The organism is Amycolatopsis roodepoortensis (assembly GCF_024628825.1).
GTDB classification, from domain to species: Bacteria; Actinomycetota; Actinomycetes; order Mycobacteriales; family Pseudonocardiaceae; genus Amycolatopsis; species Amycolatopsis roodepoortensis.
Genome location: NZ_CP102415.1, coordinates 863,310 through 877,136, shown reverse-complemented (window position 1 = coordinate 877,136; position 13,827 = coordinate 863,310). Strand labels below are relative to the sequence as shown.

Here is a 13,827-nt window from a genome sequence, read left to right as displayed (position 1 = left end):
GCGCGTGTGGTCTAGACCACACTTGAATGTAGCGCGGAGCGCATAAAAGGTCTAGACCGATTCGTCGGTCGTGAACCCGATAGGCCCCGGATGCGGACAACGGGTGACACCGGCGAACGACGAAGGGCGGTTCATGAGCTCACCTAGGGCGGATCCGGACGATCTCGACGACGCGGAGTTGATCGCGAGATCGGTGACCGGGCCGGAGTGGTTCTCCGCGATCTTCGACCGGCATGCCGCGCATATCCACCGTTACCTGGTCAGGCGCATCGGCCCCACCGCCGCGGAGGACGCGCTGGGGGAGGCGTTCCTGGTGGCCTTCCGCAAACGCGCGGGGTACGACACCGAGCGCCGCGACGCCCGGCCCTGGCTCTACGGGATCGCCACCAACCTCGTGGCGCAGCGGCGTCGTGAGGAGGCCAAGGAGCTGAAGCTGCGGGAAGCCCTCGGCCCGCCGTCTCACGAGGAAGGGCATGCCGAGCGCGTCGCGGAGCAGGTGACCGCCGAGGCGATGGGGAAACTGCTGGACTCCGCGCTGGCGGAACTCGCCGACGGCGACCGGGACGCGCTCACGTTGTTCGCCGGAGAAGGCCTGAGCTACGAGGAGGTGGCTTCGGCGCTGGGCATTCCGCTCGGCACCGTCCGCTCGCGGCTCAATCGCGCTCGCCGGAAGGTCCGAGAGGCGCTGGGGCGCCCGGACACCACGACTTCGAAGGAGATCTCCAACCATGGATGAGCTGCAGTCGATCGCCGAGCGGACCGGCTCGGTCCCGCTCGCGGAATCCGGAGCGCTCGCCAAGGCCCGCGCGAGATTGATGGCCGAGATCGCCGATGCCGAACGGGAAAACGTCGCGCCGCTGAGGAAACGGCGACGCTGGGCGTGGGCAGGGGCGGGGACGCTCGGGCTCGCCGCGGCCATCACCGCCGTCGTCGCGCTGGCACCGGTCGAGCAGGTCGGTCTCCAGCCTCCCGCGGCCGCCGCGGATCCCGTGACGGTGCTCCGGAACGCCGCCGCGGCCGCGCTGAAGTCTCCGGCCACACCGCCGAGGCCCGACCAATTCCTCTATACGAAGACCAAGGATCCCGAGGGTGAGCGGGAATCATGGTTCTCGGCCGACGGCACCCGGGACGGCGTGATCAAGATGGCGGACGGATCGCTCCTGCCGCTCCCGGGCTGCCGGGACGGGAAAGCGCAGGTGTACAAGGGCGGCGAGCCGCTGAAGGGACGCACGGAGCCGTGCGAGCCGACCGTCCGCGATCGCCGCGACCTCCCCACCGGCGCCGACGCGATGTTCGCCTACCTCAACGCCCACCACTCCGGTGAGGACGGCGACTACAACGCGATGGGCAAGGACATCCAGGAGCTGGCGAGTGGGTACTACCTTTCGCCCGCGACTCGCGCCGCCCTGTTCGAAGCCGCGGCGAAGGTGCCCCGGCTCCGGGTCATGGAGCCCGCCCACGACGCCGCGGGAAGGCCCGGAGTCGGGATCACGTGGCCGTTGAAGCCCAGCGACGGTCCGGACGCGGAGCCGATCGTGATCGTCTTCACCGCGGACACGTTCCAGTTCCTGGGCACGAATTCGACCGCGGTGACCGCGTCCGGCGTGGTGGACGCGGTCGGTCAGCGGCCTTGACGGCTCAGCGGCCGGTGAACGTCGCCTTGCCGGGACCGTCGGCGAGGAACGACTTCACCGCGCCGCGCAGGTCCTCGGTGTCGAAGAGTCCGGCGGCGATCGTCGTGATGTGTTCGTTCGCCTCGGCGACGCCGCCGTGCTCGTAGTGTTCGAGGACCTTCTTGGTGGCCGCGTGCGCCTTCGTCGGCCCCTGGGCGAGGTCGGTCGCGAAGGCACGCGCGGCCTCGTCGAAGCCGTCCACGGGGAGCACCCGGTTGACCACGTTCCAGCGTTCGAGGGTCGCGGCGTCGTAGGTCGCGCCCGTCATCACGAACTCCTTGGCGCGGCCGACACCCGCGCGGGCGGCGAGGCGCTGCGTGCCGCCCATGGTCGGGGTCAGGCCGACGACCCGTTCGACCAGGCCGAACTTGGCCTTCTCGCTCGCGAGGATGAGATCGCAGGCGACCGCGACCTCGAACGCCCACGTCAGGCACAGCCCGTGGGCGGCGAACACGGTGGGGAACGGGAGTGCGGCGATCCGGTCGGGGATCGCCAGCATCTCGTCGAAGAGCACCTTCGCCTCGGCCGCGCTCGACTGGGCGTCGAAGAGGGAGACGTCCACGCCGCCGCTGACGATCTTCCCCTCGGCGCGGATCAGCGCCGCGCGCGGCGGCGTGGTCTCCAGTTCGCCGATCGCCTCGCCCAGTTCGGCCTGCAGTTCCGCCGTGTAGAGGTTCAGCGGCGGCGAGGCGATGGTCAGGACGGCGAGGTCGTCTTCACGGTCGAGGCGGATCGAGGCGGCCAAGGCGGTTCCCTCCGATGGGTCGTTTTCCGTGACCCTAGCCCGACGTCGCCACGAGTTCGTCCCATTGCGCCTGTGCTTCTGGTCGCCATTCCACGTGCTTGCGGTGGAACAGGTCCGCCGCGCGCACGCCGCTCCAACCGTCGGGGAGGAGTTTTAGCGGAAGCCGCGGATCGAGGAAGGGAAAGCTGCGCCATTCGTGGACGAGTTCGGTCTGCGCGCGCAGGACGCCGCGTTCGCCGGAAGGACGCAAACCGGTGAAGCGGTCGATGAAGTCCTCGTAGCGGTCCTTGAGCTCACTCAGGTCCCAGGAGCGCGCGACCATCGTCTCCTGATCGCCGACGTCACCGTAGGCGGCGGTGAACGACATCGCCTGCGCGTCGAGGCCGAGTTCCTGCACGATCTGCTGGGCCTCCCGCTGGCGGCTGAGATCCGGGCTGACCCAGACGCCCGCCACCGGCGAACCGAAGCCTGCCCACGTCAGGCGGGTGCGCAGCCGGTGCCGGAGATCCCGTTTGGCTTCGGGGACCGACACGATCAGCATCAGCCAGCGATCGTCCCAGGTCTTCTCTTCGTTGCCGAAGGCGTAGATCCGTTCCGCGCCTTCGGTCAGGAGGCGCCTGCCTGGTGGAGTGAGCGACCAGCGCACTCTTCGTCCGACGCGTTCGGAGACGACCCAGCCCTCGGCGGAGGAACGGGCCAGTGCCTGCCGAGCGGACTTCTCCTCGATGTCGAGCACGCGCAGCGCCTCGACCAGCGTCGAGGTCCAGATCGCTTGGTCACGGGGCAGGACGTACTCGCCGAGGATCGTCATCAGCAGCGACCTCGCGCTGGCATGACCGACTTCCCGCCGCCTGCTCAACGTCGGCCTACGGGTACCGCCTTTCTGCTGGTGGACGACGGGGACCGGGGTGGCGGAGTCCGCCATTTGCTGTCACCGACCTCAATGCTCGGGGGTTCGTTCGGGTCCAGAAGAACAACCAGGTTACCCACGTTCCGTGATCGCTTGGATACTTGCCACTCTTCCGAGGGACCACGAGGTGTTCAATCGGCCCCCGTAGACTTACCGATCTCATGAGCGCCACACTCGTTGCCAAGAATCTCGCCGCCGGCCACGGCGACCGCGTGCTGTTCTCCGGTCTCGACCTGGTCGTCGCGCCCGGCGAAGTGATCGGTCTCGTCGGGGTCAACGGCGCGGGCAAGTCGACCCTGCTGAAGACCCTCGGCGGCCTCGTCCCGCCGGAAGAGGGCAGTGTCCGGCTGGACCCGCCGACGGCCACCGTCGGTCACCTCCCGCAGGAGCCGGAACGCCGTGAGGGTGAGTCCGTCCGCGCGTTCCTCTCGCGGCGCACCGGCGTCACCGCCGCACAGGCCGCGCTCGACGCCGCAACCGAAGCGCTCACCGCGGGCGAACCCGGCGCGGACGACGCGTACGGTCTCGCGCTCGACCGCTGGCTCGCGCTCGGCGGGGCCGACCTGGACGACCGGGCGGGCGAAGTCGTCGCGGATCTCGGGCTCACCGTGAACCTCGACCAGCCGATGCTGTCGTTGTCGGGCGGGCAGGCGGCCCGCGCGGGCATGGCGTCGCTCCTGCTGAGCCGGTACGACATCTTCCTGCTCGACGAGCCGACCAACGACCTCGACCTCGACGGGCTCGAACGGCTCGAACGGTTCGTGACCGGGCTGCGCGCCGGGACCGTGCTGGTCAGCCACGACCGGGAATTCCTCGCCCGCACCGTGGATCGCGTCGTCGAACTCGACTACGCGCAGCAGCAGGTGCGGACCTACGGCGGCGGCTACGAGTCGTACCTGGAGGAGCGTGCCGTCGCGCGGCGGCACGCCCGTGAGGAGTACGAGGAGTTCGCGAACACCAAGGCTTCGCTCGAAGCCCGTGGCGCGATGCAGCGTTCGTGGATGGAGAAGGGCGTCAAGAACGCCCGGCGCAAGGCCACCGACAACGACAAGGTCGGCCGCAAGTTCCGGAGCGAGGCGACGGAGAAGCAGGCGTCGAAGGCCCGGCAGACCGACCGCATGATCGAGCGGCTCGAAGTCGTCGAGGAACCGCGCAAGGAATGGGAGCTGCGGATGGAGATCGCCGCCGCGCCCAGGGCGGGCGCGGTCGTGGCGACGCTGCGCGGCGCGGTGGTGCGACGGGGCGAGTTCACCCTCGGCCCGGTGGATCTGCAGATCGACTGGGCGGACAAGGTCGCGATCACCGGGGCCAACGGCGCCGGGAAGTCGACGCTGCTCGCCGCGCTGCTCGGGCGGGTCCCGGTCGACGAAGGCGCCGCGTCACTGGGTTCCGGTGTCGTGGTCGGTGAGGTCGACCAGGCGCGGAAGCTGTTCCTCGGCGACCTGCCCCTGTTCGAGGCCTTCTCGCGCGAAGTCCCGGAACTGGCCGACGCCGATGTGCGGACGCTGCTGGCGAAGTACGGGCTCAAGGCCGCACACGTCCTCCGGTCCGCGGCCACGTTGTCGCCGGGGGAGCGGACGCGGTCCGCGCTGGCGCTGCTGCAGGCGCGCGGGGTGAATCTGCTCGTGCTCGACGAGCCGACGAACCACCTCGACCTGCCCGCGATCGAGCAGCTGGAGTCGGCGCTGGCGGAGTATCCGGGGACGCTGCTGCTGGTGACGCACGACCGCCGGATGCTGGACGCGGTGGCGACGACGCGGCGGCTGGAAGTCGCCGATGGCAAGGTGACGGAGCTCTGAGCGGTTAGGCCGTGTCCTGCAAGTCATGTTCGCGGTCTCCGCGCCCAGGCGCTCCCTGACGGCACGGGCGGGCTCGGCCGAGTACGACCCGGTACGAGGCCGACCCGCCCGCACCGTCAGGAACCACCTGGATCACGAAGCCCATCGAACAGACTTACAGGACACGGCCTAGTCCTCTGAATGCGCGGCGGGGGCTGCCGGCCGCGCCGACGTCGGGCTGTCGCGAAAGCCACTTTCGCGACGTCTGATGTCCCGAAAGTGGCTTTTCGCGACAGGGGCACCGGGGCGCCGAGTGAACTCGCACCGCAGAGCATTCAGCCGACTGAACGCGGGTCAACCCTTGGTGGCGCCGCCGGTCAGGCCCTTCACGAACTGCTTCTGCAGCGCCAGATAGAAGATCAGCACCGGAAGGGTCGCCAGGAACATCAGCGCGAACACGCTGCCGAGATCCGCCTGGTACTGCCCGATCGAGCGGTAGATCCCGGTGGTGACCGTCGTGCCCTGGCTGGGCCCGAGGATGATCAGCGGATCGATGAAGTCGTTCCAGATCCACACCCCCAGGAAGATCAGCACACTCGCCGTGGCCGGGCGCAGCAACGGGAACACGATCCGCCAGAACACCTGCGTCCGGCTCGCGCCATCGAGCAGCGCGGCCTCCTCGAGTTCCACCGGGACCCCGCGGATGAACCCGGTGAACACGAAGACACCGAACGGCACGTAATAGCCGACGTTGAACAGCACCAGACCCTGGATCGTCGCCATCAGCCCGGTCAGCCGCAGCACCTCGGTGACCGGGATCAGGATCACCTGGGGCGGGATCATCAAGCCCGCCAACAGGATCAGCGCGAGCACCTTGGTCCATCGCCGGCCGGAGCGCGCGAGGTAATGCCCGAGCATGGCCGAGAGCACGGTCAGCACGATGATCGACAGCAGCGTGACGAGCACGCTGTTCGCCAGGCTCACCCAGAACAGGCCGTCGGGCCGCGTGAGTACGGCGTGGATGTTGGACAGCGTCGGTGGCAGCGGGACCGACGCCGGCTCCTGGGCGATCCGATCGCCGGGTTTGAAGACGTTGACGAGCACGTAGTACAGCGGCACGGCGAAGAGCGCGCTCGCCAGGATCGCCGCGGCAGGCCGAAGCCACTTCGCGGTCACAGGTCCACCTCCCGCCGCCGCAGGAACCGCAGCACGATCGTGGTCAGCACCGCCACGATCACCAGCATCACCACGGCCATCGCGGACGCGTAGCCGACGTGGTTCGCGTCGAGTCCGGTGGCGAGGACACCGAACGCGATGGTGGCCGTCGTCCCCGAACCCGGCCCGCCGTTGGTGACCACCTTGACGTGGTCGTAGGTCTTGAACGCCGAGATCAGCAGCACGACGGTGTTGATCGTCAACGACGGCGCGAGCAGCGGCCACGTCACCGCGCGGAACCGGCGCACCGGTCCGGCGCCGTCGATCTCCGCGGCCTCCAGCAATTCGGCCGGGACACCCTGCAGGCCCGCGAGATACACGACCACACAGAACCCCAGCATCTGCCAGCACACGATCGACGCGACCGAGTACAGCGCGAGATCCGGATCCGAAAGCCAGCCCGGCGGATGCTCGACGCCGAGGGCGCGGAGCGCGTCGTTGACCGGGCCCCGGTCGTCGAGCAGTTTCGTCCAGATGATGCTGACCACGACCGAGCTGAGGATCACGGGCGTGAAGAACACGCTCCGCAGAGCGTTGTACAGCCAGCCTTTCCGGTCGAGCAGCAACGCGACGCCGAGCCCGAGCACGTTCGGCACGATCACGACGATCACGGTCAGGATCGTGGTGACCCGGAGCGCGGTCAGGAACTGTTCGTCCTGGAACAGCAGCCGGTAGTTCTCGAGCCCGACGAATTCCGCGGGCGGGTTGAACGGATTGTGGTTCGTCAGGCTGTAGCCGAAGCTGATGAGGATCGGCGCCATGACGAAGCAGAGGTAGATGACGACGCCGGGCGCGCCGAACGAGGCGAAATGCCATACGCGCGGCAGGATCGGTTTCCTCCCCATCGTGGTGTCAGCGCGCCTTCGCCCATTCGGTGTCCAGGAACGCGCACGCGTCGGCCACCGTCTTGCGGCCGGTGATGACGTCCTGCGCGGCCTGGTAGACCTTGTCCTTCATCCCCGGCAGGAGTCCGTCGTCCGCGGTTTCCCAGCTGAATGCGTTCACGACCGCGTTCTTCGCGACGGCTTCCTGGTAAAGGTCGTAGCCCGCCTTGAAAACCGGGCCGACATCGGTGGGCGGCGTGTAGCCCTTGATCGCGGGGAACAGGCCGTCGGCCCGGACCGAGGCGTCGATCTGCTCCTTGTCGAGCTGGAACGCGAGCGCGAACTTCTTTGCCGCGTCGAGGTTCCGCGACTTGGCGTTGACGACGATGCCGCCACCGGTGTACGCGGGAACCACGAGTTTCCCGTCCTCGGAAGGGAAGTTGAAGACGCCGATCTCGAACGGCGGCTTCTTGGCGTCGGCGCTGGCGGCGAACCAGTTGCCCATCGGGTACATCGCGCCCTCGCCGTTGAGAAAGGCCGCCTCGGTCGCCGAGTAGTCCCGTGAGACCTGGGTCTTGTCGAGGTAGCCCTTGGCGACCAGGTCGGCGAACTTGCCGAACGCCTGCTGGAACACCGGATCGGTGAACTTGACCTTGTCTGCCCGCCGCTGGGAAAGCCAGTCCGGTGTCCTGCCGTAGACGTCGACGCTGACCAGGCCGTCCAGCAGCATCGCGGACGGGAACCCTTCCTTGCCGCCGCCGATGGTGAACGGAGTGATGCCCTTCGTCTTCAGTTTCTCCGACGCGGCGAGGAGTTCGTTCCACGTCTTCGGTGCCGACGTGATCCCGGCGTCGGCGAAGAGCTTTTTGTTGTAGTAGATCGGCGGGATGGTCTGGGTGTTGGCGGGCAGCTGGTGGTGGCCGCCCTTGATCGGGTTGGCCGCGGGGAACTGGAAATCCTTGAGCTCCTCGGGCGTCCACGCGTAGAGGTTGCCCGATTCGGCGAACCCGGCGGAGTCGACGGCGATCGCGACGTCGGGGAACTGGCCGGACTGCAATAGCTGCTTGGCGTAGCCCGTCCGGTCGGTCGACGGGGCGACCAGCTTCTTCACGCTCAGGCCGGGATCGCGGTCCGTGACGCGTTTGATTGCGGAGTCCCAATAGGACGGTGGGAGGTTCGGCGTCTCGAACGTCAGGAAGGTGATCTCGTTTCCCGAGGCGTTCGTCCCGCCGCCGACGGTGCATCCGGTGAGGCTCGCGGCGAGGAGTAGCGCGGCTCCCAACGCGAAGGACCTTCTCATGCCCCAGTCACCCTTCTCGCGGTCTCCTGGACGACGGCATTCGATCGGATGTCTAGGGGGATGTCAAGCGGCCTATCGGACTCTGGCCGGGCGAAAACAGGCTATACATCTGATCTATCGGGGTGCTCAGAGCTTCGTCAACCGGATCAAGACGCTGGCGAAATCGCCCTCCGGAAGACCAGGGAACAGGCCGTGTGCCAGGAGCGAGGCCCCGTGCCACACCTTTCCGGTGTCCTCGTCGCGGTAGCGGGCCGAGGGGTCGAGACCGTCGAGCCGGAGCGGTCGTTCGTGAGTGTGGAAATGTGCCGCTTGCCGGAACACGAACACCACCGCGCGTCCGCCGTCGGCCGCCACGTACTGCAGCGCGGAGACGCCGTCGGTGCCAGGCGGCACGAGACGGTGGAGCCTGCCGTGCTGCACGATCGGCCGGATCTCCTTGTACAGCGCGATCTGTTCGCGCGCGTGGTCCAGATCCTGCTCGGACCACCTCACGATGTCGCCGCCGATGCCGAGCACCCCCGCCATCGCGACGTGGAACCGGAAGCGCAGCGGTGTGGACCGCCGGGTGACGAAGTTGGGGTCGTCGGTGACCCACGCCGACATCGCGCGCGCCGGGTACACCTGGCCGTAGCCGTGCTGGATGACGAGCCGGTCGAGCGCGTCGGTGTTGTCGGAAGTCCAGACCTGATCCGTCCTGGCCATGATCCCGAGGTCGATCCGGCCGCCACCGCCGCTGCACGCCTCGATCCGCAGCCCGGGATGGCGGGCACGCAGGCGGTCCATGATCGCGTAGACCGAGTGGGTGTGCTCCACCCACAGCCGGTCCGGATCGCTGTCGGCGGGCCAGCCCCCTTCGCTGAACGGGCGGTTCATGTCCCATTTCAGGAAGTCGATCCCGTTCGTGCCGACGAGGGAGTCGAGTCTGCCGAACGCCCACTCGGCGACGTCCGGGCGCGCGAAGTTGAGCACCAGCTGCCGCCGGAGTTCCGACCGTGTCCGATGTGGATGGTGGAGGACCCAGTCGGGGTGGGCACGGTGGAGATCGCTGTCCGGATTGACCATCTCCGGTTCGACCCAGAGCCCGAACTTCATGCCGAGCTCGTGAACTTCCCGGACGAGGGGTTCGAGACCGCCGGGGAACTTGTCCCGGTTGACCTGCCAGTCGCCCAGGCCGGCGTGGTCGCCGTTCCGGGCGCCGAACCAGCCGTCGTCCACCACGAACAACTCCACGCCGAGCGCCGCGGCCTTGTGCGCCAGCGCGAGTTGCCCGGCCTCGGTGACGTCGAAACCCGTTGCCTCCCAGGAGTTGTAGAGCACCGGCCGGAGTTCGCCGGGATGCGGGAGGACGTGGCCGACCGTGTAGGCGTGCCAGGCGCGGCTCGCGGCGCCGAATCCGCCGTCGGTGTACAACCCGGCGAAAACCGGTGTGGTGAGCGTGTCGCCGGGCGCGAGCCGGGGGACGACGCCGTCTTGGCCGAACCCGCCGGTCACCGTGAGGCGGCCGGCGGACGAGCGGGTGGTGGTGATGCGCCATGAACCGCTCCACGCGAGTACGGCGCTGTAGACCTCGCCGTGCCGCTCGGTCGTCTCGCCGTCGTCGAGCATCACCCACGGATTGGCGTGATGACTCGTGATGCCGCGCCTGCTCACGAACGTCGTTTCGCCGTGGGGGACAGGCTCGCGGAGCAGCTGGCTCTCGGCTGCCCACCGGCCGGTGACGTGGCTGATCCGGTGGTCCGGCCGGTCCGGCACGACCCAGGTCGCCGAGTCGGCCCGGATGATCTCGATCGGGCCGTCCGGGCCGTCGTGACCGAGTTCGGTCCAGCGCTCGATGACGTCGGTGCCTTCCGGGACGCGGTAGCCGAGCGTGATCCGGAGGGGGTAGTGGCGATCGCGGAAGCGGACGCGCAGCTGTCCGCCGTCGATGTCGTGGCCGAGGTAGCGCCATTCGAGGGCCCGGGTCCCGTCGGCGAACCGGACCTGGAGGGCAGGGGTCCAATACCGGGTGCCGCCGTCGGCCGCGAGTTCGTCGAGTCCCTCGTTGGGATCGTTGAAGGCGTCCCAGCGTTCCTTCGTCCGGGGGAGGATGTCGGCGACCTGGCCGGCGGTGAGCGCGGGGCCCCAGTAGACGTGGGAGGGCGTGTCGTCCTCGGTCAGCCTGAGCGCGTAACTCGTGGATGCCGTGCTGATGAGCCAGGAACGGGTGTTCTCGTCGAAAACGATCTCGGCCACGGGGCCATCCTGGCGCCGGACGGTGGCGGCGGCCAGCGGGCTCCCGCTCGGCGGTACATCAGGTCCCGCGAGTGGCGGTTTCGGATCACGAGAGCTCGCCTAGGTACATGAAGGTCCCCTTCCTGTACCTAGGCGCAAGGAAGGGGGCCTTCATGTACTGGGCAAGGTGTGAAGGGAGAGTCCTTCACGCGGACTCTGGCGGGCAAGCGCGGTGTCGAGACCGAAGCGACCTCAGCCGCCGACCTTCGCGATCGCCACGAAACGCTCAGGCCGCACCCGCACGATCACCTTCCCCGGAGAAGTCGCGTAGGCGAGCCAGCCGTCGATGGCCTCCTGCCCCGCTTCGTCGAGGTACCGCCGCGCGATCGACTCCGAACCCGCACGGACGTCGTCCGGATCCGAGACGATCTCCGCGACACCTTCCACACTCACGAACGAGTAGGGCGGAGCCGGGTCGTCGGCGACCACCGAGACGCGCGGATTCTCCTTGAGCGCCTTGCCTTTGACGGAGTCCGCGCCGAGGTTGACCAGGATGTCGTCCCCGTCGAGGGCGAACCAGACCGGGACCGCGTGCGGCCTGCCGTCCGGGCGGACCGTCGCGAAGACGGCGGTGCGGGTGCCTTCGGCGAGGAAGGCGCGGCGTTGCTCGTCGGTCATCTTCTCCGGCATGACGTTCCCTCCAGGTCGAACCGTGGGTACACCCTAGGGCCGCGAGGTGAGATAACCACCCATCGAGCGGAAATAGTCGTTGGCGGCGAGTTCGGTGCCGTCCTCGGTCCGGACCCGCTCGACGACGAGGCCGTGCGACCTTCCCCGGCGCGCCTCCGGCCCGGCGACGATCACGACACCTTCACCCTCACGGATGAAGATCCGGCCGGGGGTGCCGCCGTAGTGACCCACCGAAACCGAAGAACGGATCACGCGCAGCTGCTTCCCTCGGTGGTAGGTGAAGGCGTTGGGGTACGGGTCGGACTGCGCGCGCACCAGCCGCTCGATCTCCTCGGCGGGCCAGGACCAGTCGATGAGGCTGTCCTCAAGGGCGCGCTTGTGGAAGAAGCTGGCCTTCGACCGGTCCTGCTTGACCGGCGTGTAGTCCCCGCTCGCGATCAGCTCGATGGCCTCGGTCGTGATCGGCGCGATGAGGTCGACCGTCCGGTGGAACAGATCGGTCGTCGTGTCCTTCGGACCGACCGGCACGGAGCGCTGGAGCACGATGTCGCCCGCGTCGAGGTCGGCGTCCATCATGTGGGCGGTGAGGCCCACCTCCTTCTCGCCGTTGATGAGCGCCCAGATCAGCGGCGAGAAGCCGGCGTAGGCGGGCAGCAGCGAGTCGTGGACGTTCAGCGTGCCGTACCGCGGCATCTCGAAGATCTCGGGCGGCAGCCAGGTGCGCCAGTTGTTGGCGACGATCAGGTCGAGGTCGGCTTCCTTGAGCTCCGCCAGCAGTTCCGCGTCGTCGGGACGCTGCCGCAGCAGCGCGCGGATCCCGTTGGCCTCGGCGAGGTCCGCGACGGAGTCGGACCAGATCTTCTCGTAGGCGTGGTCACTCTTCGGGTGGGTGACGACGAGGGCGACCTCGTGGCCCGCGTCGATCAACGCCCGCAGGGTGCGGTGTCCCCAGGTCTGGTATCCGAACATGGCGACCCGCATGGGACCGGCCTCCTCCTGGTCGAGGGATGAACATCACCACTGAAAGTACTAGTTGAGCCTCACCTAACTTAGGTTAGGGTTCCCTGGTCTTTGTAACGAAGTACCGAGATGCGGCTGAGCCGCGCTAGGGGTTCAAGATGGCACGAGCAGTGGTCGGTGAACGGGTTCCGGTCTACGACGTGGTCGGGGTCGGGTTCGGTCCCTCGAACCTCGCGCTCGCCATCGCGGTCACCGAGCACAACGCCGCGCCGGGGGCCGGGACCGTCACCGCCCACTTCCTCGAGCGCCAGGCGCGTTTCGGCTGGCACCGCGGGATGTTGATCGACAACGCGACCATGCAGGTCTCCTTCCTCAAGGACCTGGCGACGATGCGGAACCCGACGAGTTCGTTCAGCTTCCTGTCGTATTTGCACAGCAAGGACCGCTTGGTCGACTTCATCAACCACAAGAACCTGTTCCCACTGCGGATCGAGTTCCACGACTACTTCGAATGGGCCGCGGAAAAGGTCGACGACCTGGTTTCCTACGGCACCGAAGTGCTCTCCGTCACGCCGGTGTTCGACGGCGACGAGATCGTGTTCTTCGACGTGCACGCCCGCACCGACGGCGAACTGGTGAACCTGCGCGCCCGCAATCTGGTGATGGGCACCGGGCTGCGGCCGAACCTTCCGGAAGGTGTGACGCCGGGCACGCGGATCTGGCACAACAGCGAACTCCTGCACCGGCTCGAAGGCATGGCCGCCGAGGAGCCGCGCCGGTTCGTCGTCGTCGGCGCCGGCCAGAGCGCGGCCGAGGTGAGCGCGCTGCTGCACGACCGCTTCCCGCGGGCCGAGGTGTGCGCGGTGTTCGCGCGGTACGGCTACAGCCCGGCCGACGACAGCGCGTTCGCCAACCGGATCTTCGACCCCGAGGCGGTCGGGCGGTTCTACGAAGCGCCGGAAGCGGTCAAGGACCGGCTGATGCGCTACCACGGCGCGACCAACTACTCGGCCGTGGACATCGAGCTCATCGACGAGCTGTACCGGCGCGTCTACCGCGAGAAGGTGCAAGGGATCGAGCGGCTGAAGCTGATCAACGTCTCCCGCCCCACCGAGGTCACCGACACCGGCTCCGCGGTGCGGGTCACCGTCGAAGCGCTGGAGACGGGGGAGCGGACCCGGCTCGACGCCGATTTCGTCGTGTACGCCACCGGGTACAGCCCGGCCGACCCGACACCGTTGCTCGGCGAGCTGGCCTCGGCCTGCCTGCGTGACGACGAGGGCAGGCTCCGGGTCGAACGCGACTACCGGATCGTCACCGAGCCGCCGCTGGACGGCGGGATCTACCTCCAGGGCGGCACCGAACACACGCACGGCATCACGTCGTCGCTGCTGTCCAACACCGCCGTCCGGGTCGGCGAGATCCTTCAGTCCATTGTGGACCGCCGCGCCGCGGGCGCGTCCCGGCCCGAGTACGCGGTGAGCGGGACCGGGCCCGCCTGAGGCACGGACGATCCCGAAA

The 13,827-nt window shown here is 68.3% G+C and carries 12 protein-coding genes; 4 read left to right on the top strand and 8 right to left on the bottom strand.

From position 1 onward, the window contains the following. The first annotated feature begins 133 nt into the window (after nucleotides 1-133). A complete protein-coding gene (locus NQK81_RS04255; protein ID WP_257487117.1) occupies nucleotides 134-736 on the top strand; it encodes an RNA polymerase sigma factor in 603 nt (200 codons plus the stop codon). Then, entirely contained in the window at nucleotides 729-1,634 is a 906-nt protein-coding gene (locus NQK81_RS04250) for a CU044_5270 family protein (protein ID WP_257487116.1), read from the top strand. Before NQK81_RS04255 ends, NQK81_RS04250 begins: the two co-directional genes overlap by 8 nt. 4 nt (nucleotides 1,635-1,638) lie before the next feature. Here the strand turns inward: NQK81_RS04250 and NQK81_RS04245 are convergent, their stop codons facing one another. Both NQK81_RS04245 and NQK81_RS04240 read right to left on the bottom strand, forming a co-directional pair. Then, complete coding sequence (locus NQK81_RS04245) at nucleotides 1,639-2,418, bottom strand: enoyl-CoA hydratase/isomerase family protein (RefSeq protein ID WP_257487115.1); 780 nt, start codon at nucleotides 2,416-2,418, stop codon at nucleotides 1,639-1,641. Between the two features lie 34 nt (nucleotides 2,419-2,452). Then, entirely contained in the window at nucleotides 2,453-3,229 is a 777-nt protein-coding gene (locus tag NQK81_RS04240) for a PaaX family transcriptional regulator (RefSeq protein ID WP_257489689.1), read from the bottom strand. A 260-nt stretch (nucleotides 3,230-3,489) separates the two neighbouring features. Here NQK81_RS04240 and NQK81_RS04235 point away from each other — a divergent pair, with 260 nt between their 5' ends. Continuing rightward, nucleotides 3,490-5,127 carry an ABC-F family ATP-binding cassette domain-containing protein gene (locus NQK81_RS04235; RefSeq protein WP_257487114.1) on the top strand — a complete coding sequence of 546 codons (1,638 nt, stop codon included), beginning with the start codon at nucleotides 3,490-3,492 and terminating at the stop codon, nucleotides 5,125-5,127. A 333-nt stretch (nucleotides 5,128-5,460) separates the two neighbouring features. Here the strand turns inward: NQK81_RS04235 and NQK81_RS04230 are convergent, their stop codons facing one another. The 6 genes from NQK81_RS04230 to NQK81_RS04205 form a co-directional block, all read right to left on the bottom strand. Further along, nucleotides 5,461-6,282 carry a carbohydrate ABC transporter permease gene (locus tag NQK81_RS04230; RefSeq protein ID WP_126732117.1) on the bottom strand — a complete coding sequence of 274 codons (822 nt, stop codon included), beginning with the start codon at nucleotides 6,280-6,282 and terminating at the stop codon, nucleotides 5,461-5,463. Then, nucleotides 6,279-7,166, bottom strand: a complete 888-nt coding sequence (locus tag NQK81_RS04225; protein ID WP_257487113.1) for a carbohydrate ABC transporter permease — start codon at nucleotides 7,164-7,166, stop codon at nucleotides 6,279-6,281. Before NQK81_RS04225 ends, NQK81_RS04230 begins: the two co-directional genes overlap by 4 nt. Before the next feature lie 7 nt (nucleotides 7,167-7,173). Further along, nucleotides 7,174-8,445 carry an extracellular solute-binding protein gene (locus NQK81_RS04220; protein WP_257487112.1) on the bottom strand — a complete coding sequence of 424 codons (1,272 nt, stop codon included), beginning with the start codon at nucleotides 8,443-8,445 and terminating at the stop codon, nucleotides 7,174-7,176. Between the two features lie 126 nt (nucleotides 8,446-8,571). Further along, the gene (locus tag NQK81_RS04215; RefSeq protein WP_257487111.1) at nucleotides 8,572-10,677 is read right to left on the bottom strand and encodes an alpha-galactosidase; all 2,106 of its coding nucleotides are present in this window, start codon (nucleotides 10,675-10,677) and stop codon (nucleotides 8,572-8,574) included. Between the two features lie 231 nt (nucleotides 10,678-10,908). Next, nucleotides 10,909-11,346 (bottom strand): PPOX class F420-dependent oxidoreductase, encoded by a 438-nt coding sequence (locus NQK81_RS04210; RefSeq protein WP_257487110.1) that lies wholly within the window; start codon nucleotides 11,344-11,346, stop codon nucleotides 10,909-10,911. Between the two features lie 33 nt (nucleotides 11,347-11,379). Then, on the bottom strand, nucleotides 11,380-12,327 hold the full coding sequence (locus NQK81_RS04205; protein ID WP_257487109.1) for a methionyl-tRNA formyltransferase: 948 nt from the start codon (nucleotides 12,325-12,327) through the stop codon (nucleotides 11,380-11,382). 137 nt (nucleotides 12,328-12,464) lie between these two features. Between NQK81_RS04205 and NQK81_RS04200 the strand changes: the two genes are divergently transcribed. Next, nucleotides 12,465-13,808, top strand: coding sequence for a lysine N(6)-hydroxylase/L-ornithine N(5)-oxygenase family protein (locus NQK81_RS04200; protein ID WP_126732111.1), 1,344 nt, complete (start codon nucleotides 12,465-12,467; stop codon nucleotides 13,806-13,808). The last annotated feature ends 19 nt before the right edge of the window (nucleotides 13,809-13,827 follow it).

Coding starts and splice junctions, on each gene's coding strand:
- NQK81_RS04255 (WP_257487117.1), top strand. CDS start 134: ATGAGCTCACCTAGGGCGGATCCGGACGATCTCGACGACGCGGAGTTG.
- NQK81_RS04250 (WP_257487116.1), top strand. CDS start 729: ATGGATGAGCTGCAGTCGATCGCCGAGCGGACCGGCTCGGTCCCGCTC.
- NQK81_RS04240 (WP_257489689.1), bottom strand. CDS start 3,229: ATGACGATCCTCGGCGAGTACGTCCTGCCCCGTGACCAAGCGATCTGG.
- NQK81_RS04235 (WP_257487114.1), top strand. CDS start 3,490: ATGAGCGCCACACTCGTTGCCAAGAATCTCGCCGCCGGCCACGGCGAC.
- NQK81_RS04225 (WP_257487113.1), bottom strand. CDS start 7,166: ATGGGGAGGAAACCGATCCTGCCGCGCGTATGGCATTTCGCCTCGTTC.
- NQK81_RS04220 (WP_257487112.1), bottom strand. CDS start 8,445: ATGAGAAGGTCCTTCGCGTTGGGAGCCGCGCTACTCCTCGCCGCGAGC.
- NQK81_RS04210 (WP_257487110.1), bottom strand. CDS start 11,346: ATGCCGGAGAAGATGACCGACGAGCAACGCCGCGCCTTCCTCGCCGAA.
- NQK81_RS04205 (WP_257487109.1), bottom strand. CDS start 12,327: ATGCGGGTCGCCATGTTCGGATACCAGACCTGGGGACACCGCACCCTG.
- NQK81_RS04200 (WP_126732111.1), top strand. CDS start 12,465: ATGGCACGAGCAGTGGTCGGTGAACGGGTTCCGGTCTACGACGTGGTC.